Annotated in this window: 15 protein-coding genes; 5 read left to right on the top strand and 10 right to left on the bottom strand. The window is 71.3% G+C overall.

The window, feature by feature from the left end; translation table 11 throughout:
* The first annotated feature begins 179 nt into the window (after positions 1-179).
* Positions 180-2,156 (top strand): N-acetylmuramoyl-L-alanine amidase, encoded by a 1,977-nt coding sequence (locus OOJ91_RS21690; protein ID WP_266247656.1) that lies wholly within the window; start codon positions 180-182, stop codon positions 2,154-2,156.
* A gap of 58 nt (positions 2,157-2,214) precedes the next feature.
* Here OOJ91_RS21690 and OOJ91_RS21685 read toward each other — a convergent pair whose 3' ends face one another.
* The 5 genes from OOJ91_RS21685 to OOJ91_RS21665 all read right to left on the bottom strand — a co-directional run bounded on the left by OOJ91_RS21685 (position 2,215) and on the right by OOJ91_RS21665 (position 8,618).
* The gene (locus OOJ91_RS21685; protein ID WP_439117090.1) at positions 2,215-3,228 is read right to left on the bottom strand and encodes a C40 family peptidase; all 1,014 of its coding nucleotides are present in this window, start codon (positions 3,226-3,228) and stop codon (positions 2,215-2,217) included.
* 167 nt (positions 3,229-3,395) lie between these two features.
* A complete protein-coding gene (locus tag OOJ91_RS21680) occupies positions 3,396-4,397 on the bottom strand; it encodes a hemolysin family protein (protein WP_266247651.1) in 1,002 nt (333 codons plus the stop codon).
* On the bottom strand, positions 4,390-5,715 hold the full coding sequence (locus OOJ91_RS21675; RefSeq protein WP_266247648.1) for a hemolysin family protein: 1,326 nt from the start codon (positions 5,713-5,715) through the stop codon (positions 4,390-4,392). Before OOJ91_RS21675 ends, OOJ91_RS21680 begins: the two co-directional genes overlap by 8 nt.
* A 127-nt stretch (positions 5,716-5,842) precedes the next feature.
* A complete protein-coding gene (locus OOJ91_RS21670; RefSeq protein WP_266247646.1) occupies positions 5,843-8,041 on the bottom strand; it encodes a (Fe-S)-binding protein in 2,199 nt (732 codons plus the stop codon).
* A gap of 313 nt (positions 8,042-8,354) precedes the next feature.
* Positions 8,355-8,618 carry a cell division protein CrgA gene (locus OOJ91_RS21665; RefSeq protein WP_007454145.1) on the bottom strand — a complete coding sequence of 88 codons (264 nt, stop codon included), beginning with the start codon at positions 8,616-8,618 and terminating at the stop codon, positions 8,355-8,357.
* A 222-nt stretch (positions 8,619-8,840) separates the two neighbouring features.
* Between OOJ91_RS21665 and OOJ91_RS21660 the strand changes: the two genes are divergently transcribed.
* The 4 genes from OOJ91_RS21660 to OOJ91_RS21645 all read left to right on the top strand — a co-directional run bounded on the left by OOJ91_RS21660 (position 8,841) and on the right by OOJ91_RS21645 (position 12,349).
* A complete protein-coding gene (locus OOJ91_RS21660) occupies positions 8,841-9,644 on the top strand; it encodes a DUF881 domain-containing protein (protein ID WP_266247644.1) in 804 nt (267 codons plus the stop codon).
* A 290-nt stretch (positions 9,645-9,934) separates the two neighbouring features.
* Positions 9,935-11,407 carry a class E sortase gene (locus OOJ91_RS21655; RefSeq protein WP_439117125.1) on the top strand — a complete coding sequence of 491 codons (1,473 nt, stop codon included), beginning with the start codon at positions 9,935-9,937 and terminating at the stop codon, positions 11,405-11,407.
* 4 nt (positions 11,408-11,411) lie between these two features.
* On the top strand, positions 11,412-11,696 hold the full coding sequence (locus OOJ91_RS21650) for a hypothetical protein (protein WP_266247640.1): 285 nt from the start codon (positions 11,412-11,414) through the stop codon (positions 11,694-11,696).
* 2 nt (positions 11,697-11,698) lie between these two features.
* The gene (locus tag OOJ91_RS21645) at positions 11,699-12,349 is read left to right on the top strand and encodes an aminodeoxychorismate/anthranilate synthase component II (protein WP_266247638.1); all 651 of its coding nucleotides are present in this window, start codon (positions 11,699-11,701) and stop codon (positions 12,347-12,349) included.
* A gap of 258 nt (positions 12,350-12,607) precedes the next feature.
* Here OOJ91_RS21645 and OOJ91_RS21640 read toward each other — a convergent pair whose 3' ends face one another.
* From OOJ91_RS21640 to OOJ91_RS21620, 5 genes are read right to left on the bottom strand one after another with little or no spacing between them, the layout of a single operon-like run.
* On the bottom strand, positions 12,608-13,315 hold the full coding sequence (locus OOJ91_RS21640; protein WP_266247637.1) for a SanA/YdcF family protein: 708 nt from the start codon (positions 13,313-13,315) through the stop codon (positions 12,608-12,610).
* A 14-nt stretch (positions 13,316-13,329) separates the two neighbouring features.
* Positions 13,330-15,153, bottom strand: a complete 1,824-nt coding sequence (gene pknB / locus OOJ91_RS21635) for a Stk1 family PASTA domain-containing Ser/Thr kinase (RefSeq protein WP_266247636.1) — start codon at positions 15,151-15,153, stop codon at positions 13,330-13,332.
* Complete coding sequence (locus OOJ91_RS21630) at positions 15,150-16,562, bottom strand: serine/threonine-protein kinase (RefSeq protein WP_266247635.1); 1,413 nt, start codon at positions 16,560-16,562, stop codon at positions 15,150-15,152. The genes pknB and OOJ91_RS21630 overlap by 4 nt, the downstream gene beginning before the upstream one ends.
* Before the next feature lies 1 nt (position 16,563).
* Entirely contained in the window at positions 16,564-18,069 is a 1,506-nt protein-coding gene (locus OOJ91_RS21625) for a peptidoglycan D,D-transpeptidase FtsI family protein (RefSeq protein WP_266247633.1), read from the bottom strand.
* Positions 18,066-19,556 (bottom strand): FtsW/RodA/SpoVE family cell cycle protein, encoded by a 1,491-nt coding sequence (locus OOJ91_RS21620; RefSeq protein ID WP_266247631.1) that lies wholly within the window; start codon positions 19,554-19,556, stop codon positions 18,066-18,068. The genes OOJ91_RS21625 and OOJ91_RS21620 overlap by 4 nt, the downstream gene beginning before the upstream one ends.
* Positions 19,557-19,565 lie beyond the last annotated feature (9 nt).

Below are 19,565 nucleotides of genomic sequence, written 5' to 3'. Positions count from 1 at the left end.
GACGGCCGTTACCGATCCGCAACCCGTGCGGCCGTGACACTCCGTACCGATTCGAGGGGGTCACCGAGCGTACGTGAAGGTTTCCTTCTGCAGGCTTTGATATATGGAAAGGTATTGACCTGGACTCCCGACCGGCGCGAAGGTGGCCACACAGTTACCAGTTGAATCTAGGGGGTTCGATGGAAAGTCCAACCCTGTCCGCCGGCCGGCGCGCGCTGCTCGTCGCCGCGGTGGTCGCCGCAACGACCGCCGTACCGCTGAGCGCCGGCCCCGCCTCCGCCGCACCGGCCGCCGACCGTCAGCAGCAGTACGCCGCCGCGTCGACCGAGTACGGCGTGCCGACCGCCGTGCTGCTCGGCGTCTCCTACCTGGAGTCCCGCTGGGACAGCAACGCCGGCACCCCGAGCACCAGCGGCGGCTACGGACCGATGCACCTGACCGACGCCCGCCACGTGGCCGCCCTACCCGCGCGCGGCCACCACGACGCCGGCACCGAGGATCCGCGCGGCGACGACTCCCGTCCCGTCCGGGCACCCGCGCCGGCCACCGATCCCGCCCCGCCCAGCGCCGCGTTGCAGACCGTCGACGCCGCCGCCGCGCTGACCGGCGCCACTCCCGAGGCGCTACGCAGCGACGCCACGACAAACATCCGGGGCGGGGCGGCGCTGCTGGCCGCGTACCAACGAGAGGTGGGCGCCCCGGTCGGCGCCGGCACCGACCCTGCCACCTGGTACGGCGCGGTGGCCCGCTATGCCGGCGCGGACAGCGCCGACGCCGCGGCGGCCTTCGCCGACGAGGTCTTCACCACCATCGGCGCCGGCGAGACCCGCGTGACCGACGACGGCCAGCGGGTCACGCTGCCGGCCCGTGCGGTACGACCCGAGCGTTCCTGGCTGGACCGGCTGGGCCTACGACGACTCCCTCGTCCGGACGGCCTGGAGTGCCCCGCGACCGTCTCCTGTGAGTGGATCCCCGCCCCCTACGAGGCGTTCGGCGACGGCGACTACGGCAACCACGACCTCTCCGACCGGCCCGCCCGGCAGAAGATCGAGTACATAGTCATCCACGACACCGAGGCGAGTTGGGCGACCACCCTGCAACTCGTCCAGGACCCGACGTACGTGAGCTGGCACTACTCGCTGCGCTCGGTGGACGGGCACATCGCCCAGCACGTCAAGACCAAGGACGTCGCCTGGCACGCGGGCAACTGGTACGTCAACGCGAAGTCGATCGGGCTGGAACACGAGGGCTTCGCCGCGCAGGGCACCTGGTACACCGAGGCGATGTACCGGACCTCGTCGAAGCTCGTCCGGCACCTCGCGCTGCGGTACGGCATCCCGCTGGACCGCCAGCACATCATCGGCCACGACAACGTGCCGGGCACCATCGCGTCGACAGTGCGCGGGATGCACTGGGACCCGGGGCCCTACTGGGACTGGACGCACTACTTCGACCTGCTGCACGCACCGCGCCTGGACACCGGCACCCCGGCCACCGGGCTGGTGCGGATCGACCCCGACTACGCGACCAACCAACAGGCGTTCACCGGATGCGTCACACCCGGAACGCCGTGCGCGCCGCGCGGCTCCTCGTCGGTGGTGCTGCACACCGCGCCGGCCGAGGACGCGCCGCTGGTGAACGACATCGCGCTGCGCCCGGACGGCACCCCGAACACGATGGACGTGTCGGACCACGGCGCCCGGGCCTCCGCCGGGCAGACGTACGCCCTGGCCGGGCGGCAGGGCGACTGGACGGCCATCTGGTACCTCGGGCAACGGGCCTGGTTCCACAACCCGGCGTCGGCGCCGACCGCCACCTGGACCGTCGGCGTGGTGGCCACCCCGAAGGCCGGCCGGGCCACCATTCCGGTGTACGGGCGGGCGTACCCGGAGCAGGCGGCCTACCCGGCCGGCGTGCCCTACCAGGCGATCTCACCGCTGCAGTACACGCTGGCCGCCGGGCAGCGCTACGCCGTCGGCGCGGTGCTGGGCGGCGAGTACTACCGGGCCAGCACGTTCGACGGCTCCTCGCCAGGCGACTGGACGGTGATCCGGGGCAAGAACCGGTACGCGCAGATCCAGTTCGGCCACCGCATCATGTACGTCGACCTCGCCGACGTGCAGCTCCTGCCGTCACCGGTGGGCGCGCCCCGCTGAAAGAACACGACGGCCCCCGGTCAGCGTGACCGGGGGCCGTCGTGGCGTGCGAGGTGGATCAGCCGGGTCTGCGGAACCCGGCGATGGGCATGGTGTTGATGCTGGACACCTGCACCGGTTTGCCGGCACGTGGCGCGTGCACCATCTGGTTGTTACCCAGATACAGCCCGACATGACTCAGGCCGGAGAAGAAGAAGACCAGGTCACCGGGACGAGCGTCGGCGCGCGAGACGGCCTTGCCCTCGTTCCACTGGTCACCTGTGTGGTGGGTGAGGGAGATCCCTGCCGACTTGTACGCGTACTGGGTCAGCCCCGAGCAGTCGAACGAGTTCGGGCCGGTGGCGCCCCAGACGTACGGATCACCCACCTGCTGGCAGGCGGTCTTGATCGCCTTCTGGGCGGCCACGGCGAGCACACCGTTGATGGTCGGGCAGCCGACGGTCTTGACAGTGGTCTTGGGCATCGACGCCTCGAGCTTCTTGATCTCGGCGTCGATCTGCTTCTTCTTGGCCGCCAGCTCGTTCTGCTGCTTGGTCTGGGTGGCGATCAGCGCGTCCAGCTTCTGCTTCTCGCCGTCGTACTTGGCCCGCACGGCCAGCACGCCCGCGACCTGCTTGCGCTCCTGGGCGGCGAGCCGGTCGAGGAGGGTGAGCTGCTCGGTCAGCGTGTCCGGCTTGGCGCTGATCAGCAGCGCGCCGATCTCCTGCGACGGGCCCGACATGTAGTAGCGGGACGCGAGGTCACCGACCCGGTTGAGCGCCAACTCGCTCTGCAGGGCCAGCGGCTCGATCTTCTTCTGCAGGTCGGACGACTTCTTCCGGTTGACCTTCAGCTGCGCCCGCACCTTGTTGTACTGCTCGATGGTGGGCTCCAACTGCTCCCACTTCTTGTCGATCTGCGCCTCGATCTCGTCGACCGTGGGCTCGGCCTGCGCCGGCACGGCGAGCATTCCGGCACCGACCGCGGCGGCAGCGACCAGTACGAGCAGACGGTGGGCGACCCGGCGCAGACCGCCCGGCCGAGCGGACAGTCCCGGGGCGTGACGATGAGGGGGCATGGTTGCCACCGGCACCGACTCCTTTGCAACCGACCGCCGGGCGCCTCGCGTGAGGGAAGGGCCGAGGCAGACGACCCACAGCGGTCGGTGCCCCACATTAGGGAAACGACGCACCGGAATCAAGGCGAGCCGAGTCACCATCACTGTGGCGCAACCGCTTGCACACCAAGGGTGTTGTTTTATTAACCAACGATTGCGGTCAATACGTCATCGAGCGTGACCACACCGAGCGGACGCCGCCCGTCGCTGACCAGCACCATGTGTCGCCGTTCGCGACGCATGGCCAACAGCAGATCGGCAAGCGTACGTTCCGGCGGCACCACCGCCAGCGGCCGGTACACCTGGGCCGGCACCGGCGCCCGGCGACCCTGCCCGGCATAGCCGAGCACGTCCTTGACGTGCACGAAGCCCAGGACGCGCCGGGTGGACCGCTGCACCACCGGGAACCGGGACCGGCCGGTCCTGGTCGCCAGCACCTCCAGCGACGCCGGTGAGACGTCCTCGGCCACCGTGACCACAGTCGACCACGGCTGCAACGCGTCAGCGGCCGTCCGGGTGTGCAGGGCCAGCGCCCCGGTGATCCGGGCGTGCTCCTCGGCGTCGAGCAGCCCCTCGGTACGCGCCTGCGACACCAGCCCGGCCAACTCCTCGGCCGTGAACACCGTCTTCACGGCCTCGGTCGCCTCGATCCGCCAGAGTGCCAGCACTCGGCGGGCCGCCCACTTCATCGCCAGCAGCAACGGCTTGGTCGCCACGCAGAACGCCAGCATGGCCGGGCCCAGCCAGAGGGCGGAGACCTCCGGACCGGCGAGCGTGATGTTCTTCGGCACCATCTCGCCGACAACCGTGTGCAGGAAGACGACGACGCCGAGCGCGAGCACGAACGCCACCGGGTGCACCGCACGCTCGGGCAGGCCGACGGCGTGGAACGGCGACTCCAGCAGATGAGCCAGCGCCGGCTCGGCGATCGCGCCGAGGCCCAGCGAGCAGACAGTGATGCCGAGCTGCGCACCGGCGATCATCAGCGGTATCTGGTTCATCGCCGACAGCGCCCAGCGGGCCCGCTTCGAGCCGGCGGCCAGCGGCTCGATCACCGTCCGCCGGGACGCGATGAGCGCGAACTCGCTGCCCACGAAGAACCCGTTGCCGAGCAGCAGCAGCACGGTCACCAGCAGCTCAGTCATCGGTGTCCGGCTCCGCCGGGCGCAGCACCCGGACCTGCTCGATCCGGTGCCGCTCCACCTCCACCACAGTGAACTCCCAGCCGTCCGCCTCGACCACCTCGCCGGCCAGCGGGATGTGCCCCAGCCGCGCCAGCAGGAAGCCGGCCAACGTCTCGTACGGCCCCTCGGGCAGCCGGAAGCCCGTCTGCTCGGCCAGCTCGTCGGAGCGCAGCACCCCGTCGACAAGCACTGTGCGCTCCCCACCCGGCACGGTCAGCTCGACCGGCCCGGTGTCGTCCACGCTGGCCGTGTCGAACTCGTCGGCGATCTCTCCGACCAGCTCCTCGACGAGGTCCTCGATCGTCACCACGCCGTCCGTGCCGCCGTACTCGTCGACCACGATGGCCAGGTCCGCCCCGGCCGCCTTCAACGCCGCCAGCACGCCGTCCAGGTCCAGGCTCTCCGGCACGTACACCGGCTCCCGGGCCACCGAGGCGACACATGTCGACGCGCGCGCCGCCAGCGGCACGCCCAGCGCGTCCGGCACACCTGCCACACCGGTGACCAGGTCCAGGGTCTCCTCGTACACCGGGAAGCGGGTCCGTCCGGTCCGCCGGGACTCTTCGAGCAGCTCGGCCACGGTGGCGGTGGCGCGCAGCGCGACCACGTCCACCCGCGGGGTCATCGCCTCGGCCGCCCGTTTGTCGCCGAACCGGATGGTGCGCCGCAGCAGCATCGCCGTGTCCGTGGGCAGCGCGCCCGCGCGGGCCGAGATGGCGGCCAGCAGACCCAGCTCCTCCGGTGATCGGGCGCTGGCCAGCTCCTCCTGCGGCTCCACCCCGAGCGCCCGGACCAGCCGGTTCGCCGAGCCGTTCAGGCCCCGGATCACCCAGCCGAACGTCCGCGAGAAGGTGTGCATCGGCCCGGCGGTGGCCAGCGCGGCGGGCATCGGCTGGGCCAGCGCCGCGTTCTTGGGCACCAACTCACCGAAGAGCATCGAGATGAGCGTGGCCAGGGCCAGCGCCAGGAACGGGGTGAAACGCTCGGTGCTCTCCCCGGCCACCGGGCGCAGCAGCGGGGTGAAGATCCGGGCCAGGGCCGGCTCGGCCAGGTAGCCGGTGAGCAGCGCGGTGATGGTGATTCCGAGCTGCGCGCCGGAGAGCTGAAAGGACAGCTCGCGCAGCGCGGCGCGGACCCTCAGGGCGGCCTCGTCGCCGGCGGCGGCCCGGCGGTCGATCTCCGCTCGGTCGACCGTGACCAGGGCGAATTCGGCCGCGACGAAGAACGCGTTGCCTGCGGTCAGCGCAACGAAGCCGACCAGTGGCAGCAGCGTGGTCAAGAGCAGGCCGTCGATGTCGCCTCACCTCGGCGCGATTGTGCCACGCCGGGTCCGCGAGGGCCGGGGCGGTCGGGCGCGGCGGCACCCCGTGGGCGCCGCCGCCGTCCGATGATTTTCGGGGTACGCCTCAGCCGGCGACCGGCGCGGACTCCTTGTCGCCCCGCGGCTGCTCCGGCTTGACCGAGCGCAGCAGCACGCTCGCCACGTCGATCACCTCGACCTGCTCGCCGGCGCCCTTTCCGTTGACCCCGTCGTTCAGCATCGTCGAGCAGAACGGGCAACCGACGGCGACGGTCTTCGCCCCGGTGGCCATGGCCTCCTCGACCCGGTCCACGTTGATCCGCTTGCCGATCTTCTCCTCCATCCACATGCGGGCGCCGCCGGCACCGCAGCAGAAGGAGCGCTCGCTGTTGCGCGGCATCTCGGTGATCTCGCCCTCGATGGCGTCGCCGAGGACCTCACGCGGGGCGGCGAAGACCCGGTTGTGCCGGCCCAGGTAGCAGGGGTCGTGGTACGTGACGCCGCCGTCGACGGGCTGCACCGGCGTCAGCTTGCCGGTGGACACCAGGTGGGCCAGCAGTTGGGTGTGGTGGACCACCTCGAACTCGCCGCCGAGCTGGCCGTACTCGTTGCCCAGGGTGTTGAAGCAGTGCGGGCAGGTCGCGACGATCTTGCGCTTGGCCTTCTCCCGGCCCTCGAACGCCTCGTTCAGCGTCTCCACGTTCTGCTGGGCGAGCATCTGGAAGACGAACTCGTTGCCGATCCGTCGCGCCGGGTCGCCGGAGCAGGTCTCGCCCTCGCCCAGGATCGCGAAGCTCACGCCGGCCTCGTTGAGCAGGGTGGCCACCGCGCGGGTGGTCTTCTTGGCCCGGTCCTCGAACGCGCCTGCGCAGCCGACCCAGAACAGGTACTCGAAGTCGTCGACCTCACCCACCCGGGGCACCTCGAAGTCCAGGCCCTTGGTCCAGTCCTCGCGGGTGTTCTGCGGGGCGCCCCACGGGTTGCCCTTGTTCTCCAGGTTGCGCAGCATGACGCCGGCCTCGGAGGGGAAGCTCGACTCGATAAGCACCTGGTAGCGCCGCATGTCGACAATGTGGTCGACGTGCTCGATGTCCACCGGGCACTGCTCGACGCAGGCGCCACAGGTGGTGCAGGACCAGAGGACGTCCGGGTCGATGACCCCGCCCTCCTCGGCGGTGCCGATCAGCGGCTTGTCGGCCTCCGCGAGGGCCAGCACGTCCAGGTGGGCGAGCTGCGCGGCGGTGGCCTTCTCCTCGCCGGTCAGGTCCTTGCCGCCGCCGGCCAGCAGATAGGGCGCCTTGGCGTACGCGTGGTCACGCAGGCTGAGCACGAGCAGCTTGGGCGACAGCGGCTTGCCGGTGTTCCAGGCCGGGCACTGCGACTGGCAGCGGCCACACTCGGTGCAGGTGCTGAAGTCCAGCAGGCCCTTCCAGGTGAACTGCTCGACCTGGGCGACACCGAACTGGTCCTTCTCCGGGTCGGCCTCCTCGAAGTCGAGCGGCTTGCCCTGGCTCGTCATCGGGCGCAGCGCGCCGAGACCGGAGCCGGCCGGCTTGGTCGGCTCGCGCTTGAAGAAGATGTTGGGAAACGCCAGGAACCGGTGCCAGGCCACACCCATGGTGACGTTCAGCGAGATGACGATCAGCCAGGTCATCGAAATGATGATCTTGATGGCGGCCGCGACGCTGACCCCGTCCGCCCAGTCCGGCAGCACCGCGCCGACGGCGTGGCTGACCGGGGTGGCCCAGAACGGGAACTCGAAGTGGTCAGTGGCGACCTTGAAGCCCCGGATCACGAACCCGAAGATCAGGACCAGCAGCACGATCCACTCGACGAAGTAGCCCTGCCACATCGTCGAGCCGGTGAACCGGGACCGGCCGCCGGGGCGGGTCGGCCGGTTGCGGAGCCGGATCGCCATCAGCACCAGGATGCCGACCAGGCCCAACACCCCGATGATCTCGGTGACCAGACCGAAGATCGTCCAGTGCCCGATGATCGGCAACCCGCCGTCGGTGGTCGCCACCTCGAAGTACGCCTCGAGCACCAGCAGCGACAGCACGATGAAGCCGACCATCACGAACCAGTGGGCGGCACCCACCACGCCCCACTTGAGCATCCGGGTGTGGCCGGCGGTCTCCACAAGCATCTTCTTCGTGCGGGCGCCCTTGTCGGCGAACCGCTCCGGAGCGGGTTGCCCCAACCGGATGACGGCCGTCATCTTCATGACCGCGCGCACCGCCAGCCACACCGCCACGGCGGTGATGCCGGCCGCGAGGATCGTGGTGACGATCTGGACGCTGCCCATCGAGTTGGCCTCCCCGGTCTGCTGGCTGTCGAGCGGTTCAGCAACCGGGACCGGGGCAGGACGGAGCCGGCGTCGCGCCGCTGCCACACCTGCGACCGGACCGGTCGATGACCTCGCTCCGCTCGGTCATGCAGTGCAGCCTACGCGCAAGGTTACCCAGCAGTAACGTGAGTCATCTCGCAGTAGGCCACGCTGCCTGCGGACACCATAGGGTGCCCGGCCCGGTCCTGCCGGGCAGGGGCGTGGTGGGGTGACCTGGATCCTCCGGTGTGGCGGGCGCCGGCCCACAGGTGTGGCGACGCCCGGACCAGGCTCAGCGCCAGCGGGAGAGCAGCACCAGCGACGCGACCATCGCGCCGAAGCCCACCGCGAGGTTCCAGTACTGCCACGAGGCGACCGGGTACTCCTGCTCGGAGAGGTAGTAGACGACCAGCCAGCCGATGCCCGCGACGATCAGGGCGACCGCGGTGATCGGCAGCCACACCGGGCTAGGCTTGCGCGACGCCGCCGTCGTCGTCGGACGGACGTCCGTCGGCGGGGTGTACACCTTCTTCTTGCGGACCTGAGACTTGGGCACGGCGCTCTCCAGAGGGGGTGACGACCTCGTCCGGCCTGACAACCGGACGCGGAGGCGACGGTTCATGGCCAATAATGTTCGACAGCTAGCGTAGTCCCGAACGGCCGCCTGGACCACGAATGGGGTCAGGCAGGTACATGGAGTGACCGAAAAGGGCGGGACTGTTCGCATCACCGGCCCGGCCGGCACGCACCAGTCCCCGACACGCGGAAGGAACGCTCGGTGGAGTACACATCCGGCGCCGCCTCCTGGCAGAAGGTCCTCCGACGGGCCGTCGCCGGGCTGCTGCCCCGGCGGCCACGCCAACGCCGGCCAGGCTGGTCGATCGGGGTGCCCCTGATCGCCGCCGCGGCGGGGCTGCTCTTCACCACCACCGCGACCACGGCGGGCGGCACCGCTCTTCGCGAGGACCGGCGGCCCCAGCTCAACCAGCTCATCGAGGAGCGCGAGCAGCAGGTGGCCGCGAGCGAGGGCCGCGCTGCCACCCTCCGCGACGAGGTCGAGCGACGCACCAACACACTTGCCGACTCGGACGCCCCGATCAAGGCCCAGCAGGCCCGCGCCCAGGGCAGCCTCAAAGCGGCCGGGTTCACCGCCGTCACCGGCACGGCCGTGACTGTCGAGCTGAACGACGCGCCCCAACACGACGACGAGGCCCACTCCGACGCCACAAACGACGACCTGGTCGTGCACCAGGGCGACGTGCAGGCGGTGGTCAACGCACTCTGGGCGGGTGGGGCGAAGGCCATGTCAATCATGAACGTCCGCGTGCTCGCAACCAGCGCGGTACGCTGCGTCGGTAACACCCTGCTGCTCCACGGTCGGGTGTACTCCCCACCGTTCAAGATCGTAGCAATCGGCGACCCCGCTGCTCTTCAGCAGGCCCTCGCCAGCTCTGAGGGAGTCCGGTTGTTCAAGGACGCAGTCGATGACTACCAACTCGGCTACAAGGAGTCCGTCTCCACCGTGACCGTCCCCGCCTTCGAAGACTCGACGACGCTGCGCTCGGCGACGGTGCCCAGGTGACCGGCCCGGACGAGCGCCGCGACGGGCGGCACCGGGACCAGGCCGACGACCCGACCGCGTTCCTGCCCAAGGTCGACCGACCCGAGCCGACTCCGAACCGACCTGAGCCGACTCCGAACCGACCTGAGCCGACTCCGGGCCGACCCGAGCCGACTCCGGGCCGGGCCCCGACCGGCAACTGGCCCGAGCCCGTGCTGCCCAGCAGGCCACGGGCACCGCGTCCGGCGGCAGCTCCCGAACCGCCGAGCGCCGCCGGCCCGCGCCCGGCCGACCGGTCCGCCCCGCCGCAGGTGGGCCGTCCAGGCCCCGCCCCACGCACCGACCAGCCTGCCCCGCCCAGCGCCGCGCGACCCGACCCACAGCGCGCTCCGGGCCACCCGGGCCCGGCAGCACCGCCTCCCTGGCCCGGCACCGCGGCGACCGGCTCGGCTCCGCAGGGCGGGTTCGGCCAGCCCTCCGCCGCCGCTCCCAGCCGGCCGACCACACCCCCCACGCAGGGGCCGGTCCGGCCGGCCGCCCCGGGTGACGACCCCACGCGCGTCCCGGCGCCCGGCACCGCACCGACCCGCCCGGCGGCCGCCAGCGGCCCGTTCGGCGCACCGACCGGGCCCGGCAGCGCTGCGGGCACTTCTGCCCGACAGACGGGTCCCGGTGACTCCGGCCGGCCCGTGGCGTCCGGCGCATCGACCCCGGCCGGCGCCTCGACTCGCCCCGGTTCCTCGCCTCCGTCCGGCGGCGATGCGCCGACCGCGTTCATCCCGAAGGTCGGTGCGGGGCCCGCACGCCCGACCAGCGCGTCGGGCGCCCCGGTCTCTCCGGCCGGGCCGGGCCGCCCCGCCGACCCGAACGCCACCGCGCTCATCCCCGCCGTACCGTCCGGGCCGGCACCCAGGCCTCCGGCCATGGACTCCACGGCGCTGATGGGCGCCGTCCCCCGTACGGCGACGCCGGACGAGCCCGCCGGCGCGGACGACGGCGCCGCCGAACCACCCCGACCCCGTCGGGGCGAGCGGGTGGTCCAGCTCCGGCCGCACCAGACGGGCGAGGGCTACAAGAGCGTCTACTCGGAGCTGACCCGCCCGTCGTTCGGCTCCCGGCTGCGCGCCGGTGTCCGGGTCACCGGCGAGGTGCTGATCACCTTCGGCCTGGTGGTGCTGCTCTTCGCCGGCTACGAGGTCTGGGGCAAGTCGGCAATCGTCGACGCCCACCAGAACGACCTCAACAGCGAACTCGCCCAGGAGTGGGGCGGCGCGACCGACCCCACTGTCGCCCCGTCGGCCACCCCGAGCGTCAAGCCGTCCCCACCGGTGCACGGCAAACCGATCGCGGGCCTCTACATCCCCAAGCTCGACAAGAACTGGGTGGTGGTCGAGGGCGTCACCCAGGACGACATCAGGTACGCCCCGGGTCACTACCCGACAAGCGTGCTGCCCGGCCAGGTCGGCAACTTCTCCGTCGCCGGCCACCGCAACCGGGCCACGTTCTGGCGGCTGGACGAGCTGAACGTGGGCGACGCGATTGTCGTCGAGGGCAAGACCGAGTGGTTCGTCTACCGGGTGTCGCAGACCCGGATCGTCAAGCCGACCCAGGTCGAGGTGGTTGCCCCGGTGCCCGGCGAGCCGGACAAGAAGCCCACCAAGCGGATGCTGACGCTCACCACCTGCAACCCCAAGTGGGACAACTACCAGCGCCTGATCATCCACGCCGAGCTGGACCACGCAGAGGCCAAGTCGGCGGGCCGCCCGATCGAGCTGGAGGGCTGACCCGGTGTACTCGTTCATCTGGCGCAAGCTCCCGTTCGGGCTGGCCGGCAAGCTGGCCGGTTCGGTGCTGCTGGCGGCCGCGACGGTGGCCCTGCTCTGGTACGTGGCCTTCCCGTGGGCCGAGCCGCTGCTGCCCTTCGACGACGTGCAGGTCACCCAGGACTCCGGCGTTCCCGGCGAGCCGGCCGGCGGGGATGCCGTGACCGGGGAGACACCTGCAGGCGACGAGCACGACCTGCCGTACGACACCGACCAGAACAACACCCCGCCGCCCTCCCCGAGCAGGTGACAGTGCGCGTTCTGGTGATCGACAACTACGACTCGTTCGTCTTCAACCTCGTGCAGTACCTGGGCCAGCTCGGCGTGGATTGCGACGTCCGCCGCAACGACGAGATCGACGTAGCCGAGGTCGGCCGGGTGGGCGCGGCGGGCATCCTGCTCTCACCCGGGCCGGGCAGCCCGGACCGGGCCGGCATCTGCCTGGACGTCATCCGGGAGTACGCGGGCGAGCTGCCGATCTTCGGCGTCTGCCTCGGCCACCAGGCCATCGGCGAGGCGTTCGGGGCGACCGTGACCCGGGCCGCCGAGTTGCTGCACGGCAAGACCTCCGAGGTACGCCACTACTCGGTAGGCGTGCTCGCCGGCCTGCCCGACCCGTTCACCGCCACCCGCTACCACTCGCTGGCCGTGCTCCCCGAGACGCTGCCCGACGAGCTGGAGGTCACCGGCTGGACCGGCTCCGGCGTGGTGATGGCGATGCGGCACCGGACGCTGCCCATTGAGGGCGTGCAGTTCCACCCGGAGTCGGTGCTCACCGAGGGCGGCCACCTGATGCTGGCGAACTGGCTGGCCGGTTGCGGTCACCCGGAGGCGCTGGAGCGAGCCCCGGCGCTGGCCGCCGAGGTCGACGCCCGCCGCCGGGCCGCCTTCGCCACCACCTAGACGAGTAATTCCTGACCCTGGCCTCGGCGGTGGGCGCAGCCGGCGGCCGGAGGTGACAGTCGGTCACTTCCGTGGGTGCGGATGCGGTCGTGAGCGATATACCTCAGAGTCATATTCATACCTCTGAGGTATACCGCTCGCCAGCACATCGACACGGCGGGCAGCCACAGCCGATGGCCACCGCCCTTACCCGCAGCCCCACCCCAGCCCAGCCCCGTCTTGAGTCAGGACTGTCTCGTCCAGACCCGCCCCGACCGGTCAGCTCCTCAGCGCGTCCCGCACTGAGGGGTTCACCGAGGACCGGACCGCGGGCGGCCGGCCCCGGAAAGCGTCCCAGGCGGCCTTGCCGCTGGCGAAGTAGTCGCGGGCGGCCTTCCGCGCGAGCAGGCCCGACCCGCAACCATCGCACCGAGCGGCCACCCCGTCGACGTCGAGGCCGAGGTGTCGACAGAGCGTCACCGCCCGGGACAGGTGATAGGACTGCGTCACGACCAGAGCCCGCTCGACGCCGTACACCTCACTCGCGCGGGCGCAACTGTCGTACGTGTCCAGGCCGAACGGGTCCGCCACCACCCGACGCGGATCCACGCCGAGCTTCTCGGTCAGGTACGCGGTCATCACTGTCGGCTCGTCGCCGGACGTGCCGCCCCCGTCGCCGGAGACCAGCACCACCCGCGCCCGCCCGGTACGCACCAGCTCGGCAGCGGTCTCCAGCCGGCCGACGAGCCGCTCGCCCGGTTGCCGCCCGTCCGCAGCCACCGCGGTACCCAGGACGATCACGACGTCCGCGATCGGAGCGTCCGCCTCGCCGTACGTGTGCCCGCGCGCGCCAATCGTCGTCCAGAGCCACGGGACACTGCACAGCACAAGCACGACCACGCCCAGGATCACCCCGCGCAGCAGATGCCGTCGCCACCGGCTCGTCCTCGGACGGTCGGCGGCGGAGCCCTTCCGGAGGCCCCGCATCCAGGAGCGGACGACTACTCCTCGGGAAGCCGGACCGGCGGCGGGAAGATCGGCTGGCCGGAGCCACCACCGCTACCCGGCGTCGTCGGCGTGCCGCTCGGCGTCGGCGTCGGCGTCACCGACGGGCTGGGCGTCTCCTCGACCTCCTCCGCCTGGCTCACCTTGATGGTCACCTTGGTGCCGCTCGGCTTCTTCTCCTTGCCGTTCGGGCTCTGGTCGGTGACCTTGCCGGCCTGCGCCGCCGGCACCTCGGGGCCATTCTGGACGCTCACCACGAAGCCGGCGTTGCGCAGGGTGCGCGTGGCCTCGTCCACGCTCAGCCCGACGACGTCCGGCACCTCACGGACGTTGCCCTTCGACACCTCGAGGGTCACCTTCGTTCCCTCGGGCACCTTCTGGCCCGACGGCGGGTTGACCTTGACGACGATGCCCTCGCTCTCCGGGCTGTCGACCGGCTTGATCGTGGCACCGAGCTTGACCTCCGCGAGGCGAGCGACTGCGCTCTCTTCCTTGCTGCCCTCGAGGCCGGGCGGGACAGCCACGTCGGGCTTGCCGCCGCAGAGCTGGATGGTGACCGTGCTGGCCTGCTTCAGGCGGGCGTTCGGCTGCGGGTTCTGGCCGACCACGGTGCCCTCGGCGCAGGTGCTGTTCAGCACCGGGTCGCCGACCACCGGATTGAAGCCAGCTTTGCTGATCTCGGTGAACGCGGCGTCCCGCGTCTTTCCGGCGAGGGTGGGGACCGACTTCAGGTCCTTGTCCTGCTGCTGGCTCCACATCAGGGCGGCGACCAGGGCGATCACGGCCAGCACGCCTACCGCGCTGAACAGGGCGATCAGCCAGGAGGACGCCTTGCGCTGGCGCGGGTCGCCGACCCGGGCCGGGATCTGCCGGGTCTGCGGCCCGGTGGCGGCGGGCGGGTAGCCGCCACCGCCGCCGGCCGGGGCCATCGCCACCGTCTCCGCCTCGCGCAGCACCGGAGTGGCGAGCACCGGCCGGCCGGCGGCGGCGCGCAGCAGGTCGGCCCGCATCTCGCCGGCGCTCTGGTAGCGGTTGAGCGGGTTCTTCGACAGCGCCTTGAGCACGATCGCGTCGACCGCCGGAGTGACGTCCGGGTTGATGTCGCTCGGCGTCGGCGGAGTCTCCCGCACGTGCTGGTACGCGACGCTGACCGGGCTGTCCCCGACGAACGGCGGGTGCCCGCAGACCAGCTCGAAGAGCACGCAGCCGGCCGCGTACACGTCGGAGCGGGCGTCCACGGCCTCGCCGCGCGCCTGCTCCGGCGACAGGTACTGGGCCGTCCCGATCACCGCGCTGGTCTGCGTCATGGTGGTCGCGCCGCTGGCAAGCGCGCGGGCGATGCCGAAGTCCATCACCTTGACCTGGCCGGTCTGGGTGAGCATGACGTTGCCCGGCTTGATGTCCCGGTGGATGATGCCGTGCCGGTGGCTGAACTCAAGCGCCGCGCACATGTCGGCGCAGATCTCCAGCGCACGGCGGGGCTGCAAACGGCCCTCGGCCCCGAGGACCTCCTTCAACGTCCGCCCGTTGACGAACTCCATGACGATGAACGGCAGCGTCTCGCCGGTCGGCGCGGTCTCCTCGCCGGTGTCGTAGACCGCAACGATCGCCGGGTGGTTGAGGGAGGCGGCGTTCTGTGCCTCCCGGCGGAACCGCATCTGGAAGGTCGCGTCCCGGGCGAGGTCGGTGCGGAGCATCTTGATCGCGACGTCCCGACCGAGCCGGAGGTCGCGACCGCGGTGCACCTCGGCCATGCCGCCATAGCCGAGCAGCTCGCCGACCTGGTACCTGCCACCGAGCAGGCGGGCCTGCGCTGTCATCGCGTCTCTCGTCCTTCGCTCGTCGTCGTCCCGCCGTCACCCGGTCGGAGTCGTACCTCACGACGGTACGACGTCCGGGTCGCATCGTCGCGTCCGTCGAGCCGCAGCGCGCCGGACGTCACGGTCTGTACAGCCGGCGTCCCGGCCGCACCGTTCTGGCCCTTCCGCAGGTTGTAGGAAATCACGCCGGAGCAGAGCAGGACCAGCAAGGCCAGCAGGACGGCGAGGAGCACCATCCCGGGTCGGGACCGGCGGGGCTCGGGCGCCGGTTGCGCCGGGCCGGCCTGCCGGGCGTACGCCTGCGGGTGTTCCTGCCGGGTCTGCGTCGGCGGCACCGATGCGGCGCCGCGCGGGTAGCTGGCCGGGCCGGCCTGCGGTCGCGCTTGCGGTACTGCCGGCGCGACCGCGGTGGGGCGGGGCTGCTGGGCCGGCGCGACAGCCGTCGGGCGCTGCCCGACGGGGGGCTGCCGGTGCGGGGCGCCCGGCGGGCGGAGCTGCTGCGCCTGCGGCACCTGGGCCCGGCCGGGAGCGGCGGGTGAGGACGGCGCACCGGAGACCGGGCCGGAGTTACCGCCGGCCCGGGCCTGCTGGGACAGCGCGGCCTTGAGCTGGCGGGCCACTCCGGCGAGGGCTGCGGCGCTCGGCCAGCGGGCGGCCGGATCCTTGGCCAGCGCGCGTTCCACCACTGCCCGGACCTGCGGCGGGATGTCGGACGGCAGCGGCCGGGGCGTCTCCCGGACGTGCCGCATGGCGATGTCGAGCGGGTTGTCGCCCTCGAACGGTCGCCGCCCGGCGAGGCACTGGTAGGCGACCACGCCGAGCGCGTACACGTCGGACGCCGGGGTGGCCACCTGACCGGTTGCCTGCTCCGGGGAGATGTACGAGGCGGTGCCGAGCACCGAACCGGCGGCGGTGAGCTGGCCGACGATGTCGGAGCGGGCGATGCCGAAGTCGGTGAGCACAAGCGTGCCGTTCGGCCGGACCAGCAGGTTGCCCGGCTTCACGTCGCGGTGCACGATGCCCTTCTCGTGGGCGGCGTGCAGCGCGTCGGCGGCCTGCGCGACAAGCGCCATCGTCCGGGCCGGGGTCAGTCGACCGACCCGGCTCAGCGTGGACGACAGGGCGTCGCCCTCGACGTACTCCATGACCAGGAAGGCGATCTGCTGGTCGTTGCCGAAGTCGTAGACGTCCACCACGCCTGGGTGGTTGATCGTCGCCATGGTCCGGGCCTCGCCGCGGAACCGCTCGGCGAAGTCGGGGTCGTCGAGCAGCGCGGGGAGCAGGCTCTTGACCGCGACAGTCCGGCCGAGCACCTGGTCGGTGCCGCGCCAGACGTCGCCCATGCCGCCGCTGGCGATCCGCTCGTCGAGACGGTAGCGGTTGCCGAGCTGGACGCCGGGGCTGAGCATGTCAGCGGCCCCCGGGATCGGCGATGGCGGCCCGCATGATCTGGCCGCCGATCCGGGCCGCCTCGGCGCTGCCGCCGCTGCCGGCCTGCTCCAGCACGACACAGACGGCGGAGACGGGGTTGCCGTTCTTGTCCAGGGCGAAGCCGATGAACCAGCCGTGGTCGGGCCGGTCCGGGGCGGACTGCGCGGTGCCCGTCTTGCCGCCGACCGTGTAGCCGCTGATCGCCGCCTTCTGGCCGGTGCCCTTCTGGACCACGCTGACCATCATGTCGCGCAGGTCGCTGGCGGTCTGGCCACTGACCGGCTGGCGCAGCTCCCGCGGCTTCGCGGTGTAGTAGCTGGTGGTCCGGTCCGGGGCGAGGAGTTGCCGGACCAGGTACGGCCGCATCTGGCTGCCACCGTTGGCGATCGACCCGGCGATCATCGCGCCCTGCAACGGGGTCATCCGGACGTTGTTCTGGCCGATCGAGGACTGGGCCAGCGCGGCCGGGTCGGGGCTGCCGTCCGGGTTCAGCATGTCGCCGGTCCGGCTGGCCGCCGTCCGCAGACCGCCCTCGCCGAGCTGGCCGACCGTGAGGTCCTCCTGCTCGAAGCCGAACTGCCGGGCCTTCTCCTTGACCTTGTCGGCGCCGAGCCGCACGCCGAGCTGCGCGAAACCGGTGTTGCACGACTCGGTGACCGCCTCCAGCAGGGTGACCTGCGGCTCGGGGCAGATCGACGCGACGGCGTTGCGGATCGGGGTGCCCGAGGTGGGCGGGGTGTAGCTGGAGCCGGCCGGGATCGGGGTCGTCTTGGTGACGCCGTTCTCCAGCGCCGCCGCGGCGACCACGATCTTGAAGGTGGAGCCCGGGGGCAGCGTCTCGGAGAGCGCGCGGTTCTTCAGCGGGCCGTCCGGGTTCTGCTCCAGCTTGTTGATCTCCGCCGCGGCCTCGGTCGTGTTGTGGCTGACCAGCGGGTTCGGGTCGAAACTGGGCATCGACACCAGGGCCTGCACGGCACCGGTCCGCGGGTCGATGGCGATCGCCGCACCGCGCTTCGCATCCACCTGGTTGTTGCGCATCTGGTCGTACGCCACGTCCTGCGCCCGCTTCGAGAGCGTGAGCAGCACGTTGCCGCCGCCCGTCTCGTCGCCCGTGAACATGTCCTTGAACCGGTCACCGATCAACTGGTCGCTGGTGCCGGCCAGGAAGTCGTTCTCCACCTGCTCGATGCCGGTGTCGGCCAGGTTGACCGGCTTGTAGCCGAGCACGTGCGCGTACTTGGCGCCACCCGGGTAGCTGCGCTGGAACTTCAGCTTGCCGGTGGTCTCCTTGCTGGTGGCCACCGCCGTGCCGCCGGCCTCGATGTTGCCGCGCTTGCGCTTGTAGTCGGCGACCTGGACCCGACCGTTGTAGTCACTGGTGCGGTATTCATCCGCCTTGTACGCCTGGATCCAGTTGAGGTTCGCGAAGAGCAGACCGAACAGGACCATGACGACGATGCCGACGCGGCGCAGGGGTGCGTTCACGGCTTGATCACCTCCGTGGGAGCACCGTGCAACTGCTCGGGCGGGCCGCCCGACGGCCGGCTCGCCTTGCCGGAACTGCCCGTCACCGGTCGCCGTGCCCCGTCGGAGACGCGCAACAGGACCGCGATGAGCAGCCAGTTCGCCATCAGCGACGAACCACCGGCGGACAGGAACGGGGTGGTCTGGCCGGTCAGCGGGATGAGCTTGCTGATGCCGCCGACGATCACGAAGACCTGCAGGCCCAGGGTGAAGGCGAGACCACCGGCGAGCAGCTTGCCGAACGAGTCACGGACCGCGAGCGCGGCGCGCAGACCCCGCTCCACGATCAGCAGGTAGACCACCAGCAGCGCGGAGAGACCGAACAGGCCGATCTCCTCGCCGATGCCGGCGAAGATGAAGTCGTTCTGCACCTCGGGCAGGATGTCCGGCTGACCGCCGCCCGGCCCGGCGCCGAAGAGCCCTCCCGTGCCGAGGGCCAGCAGCCCCTGGACGAGCTGGTAGCCCTTGTCGGTGGGGTCGGCGAACGGGTCCAGCCAGATCTCCGCGCGCAGGTAGAAGTTGGCGAACGGTCCGCCGACCGTCGAGCCGAGGACGTACGCCAGGTAGGCGCCGCCGAAGAAGAGGAGCAGACCGATCAGCAGCCAACTGACCCGTTCGGTGGCGATGTAGAGCGTCACCACGAACATGCCGAAGTAGAGCAGCGAGGTGCCCAGGTCCTTCTCGAAGACCAGCACCAGGAGGCTGATCAGCCAGACCACGACCACCGGACCGAGGTCCCGCCCACGTGGAAAGTCGATGCCGAGGAACCGCCGGCTGGCCAGTGAGAGCACCTCACGCTTGCGCACCAGGTAGTAGGCGAAGAAGACAAGCAGCGCCAGCTTGGCGAACTCACCCGGCTGCAGTGAGAAGCCGCCGACCCGGATCCACAGCTTGGCACCGTTGATCTCGGAGATGCTGCGGGGCAGCACCGCCGGGAGCATCACCAGCACGATGCCGGCAAGCCCCAGGGTGTACGCGTACCGGGAGACCGAGCGGTGGTCACGCATGATGGCGAGCAGGCCCGCGGCGAGGATCACCGCGGCGAGCGTCCACGCGAGCTGCCGGCCGCCGATACCGGCGAAGGTCGCCAGGTCCTCCCGGTCGACAGGTGCGGCCTCGCCCAGGTCGATCCGGCGCAGGAAGCCCACTCCGAGACCGTTGAGCAGGGCCACCGCCGGCAGCAGAGCCGGGTCGGCGAACGGGGCGAGGAACCGGATGACCAGGTGCAGGCCGAGGAAGACCGCGCCGAGGGCGGCAGCGGGCATCCAGAAATCCGGGGTGACCGTGTCCAGAAGGTTCGCCTCGACGGTCGCCATGTACGCCGCCACCAACACCATGGCCAGCAGCAGCAGGGACAGCTCGGCGTTCCGTCGGGAGCGGGCCAGGCGTACGCCGGACTCCCCGCCCGTGGTGGCGGGCGAGGGTGCCGGTGTGGCCGCTACGGTCACGGGTGGAGT

This window comes from Micromonospora lupini (genome assembly GCF_026342015.1).
Lineage (GTDB): Bacteria > Actinomycetota > Actinomycetes > Mycobacteriales > Micromonosporaceae > Micromonospora > Micromonospora lupini_B.
This window is presented reverse-complemented; position numbering and strand designations above follow the sequence as displayed.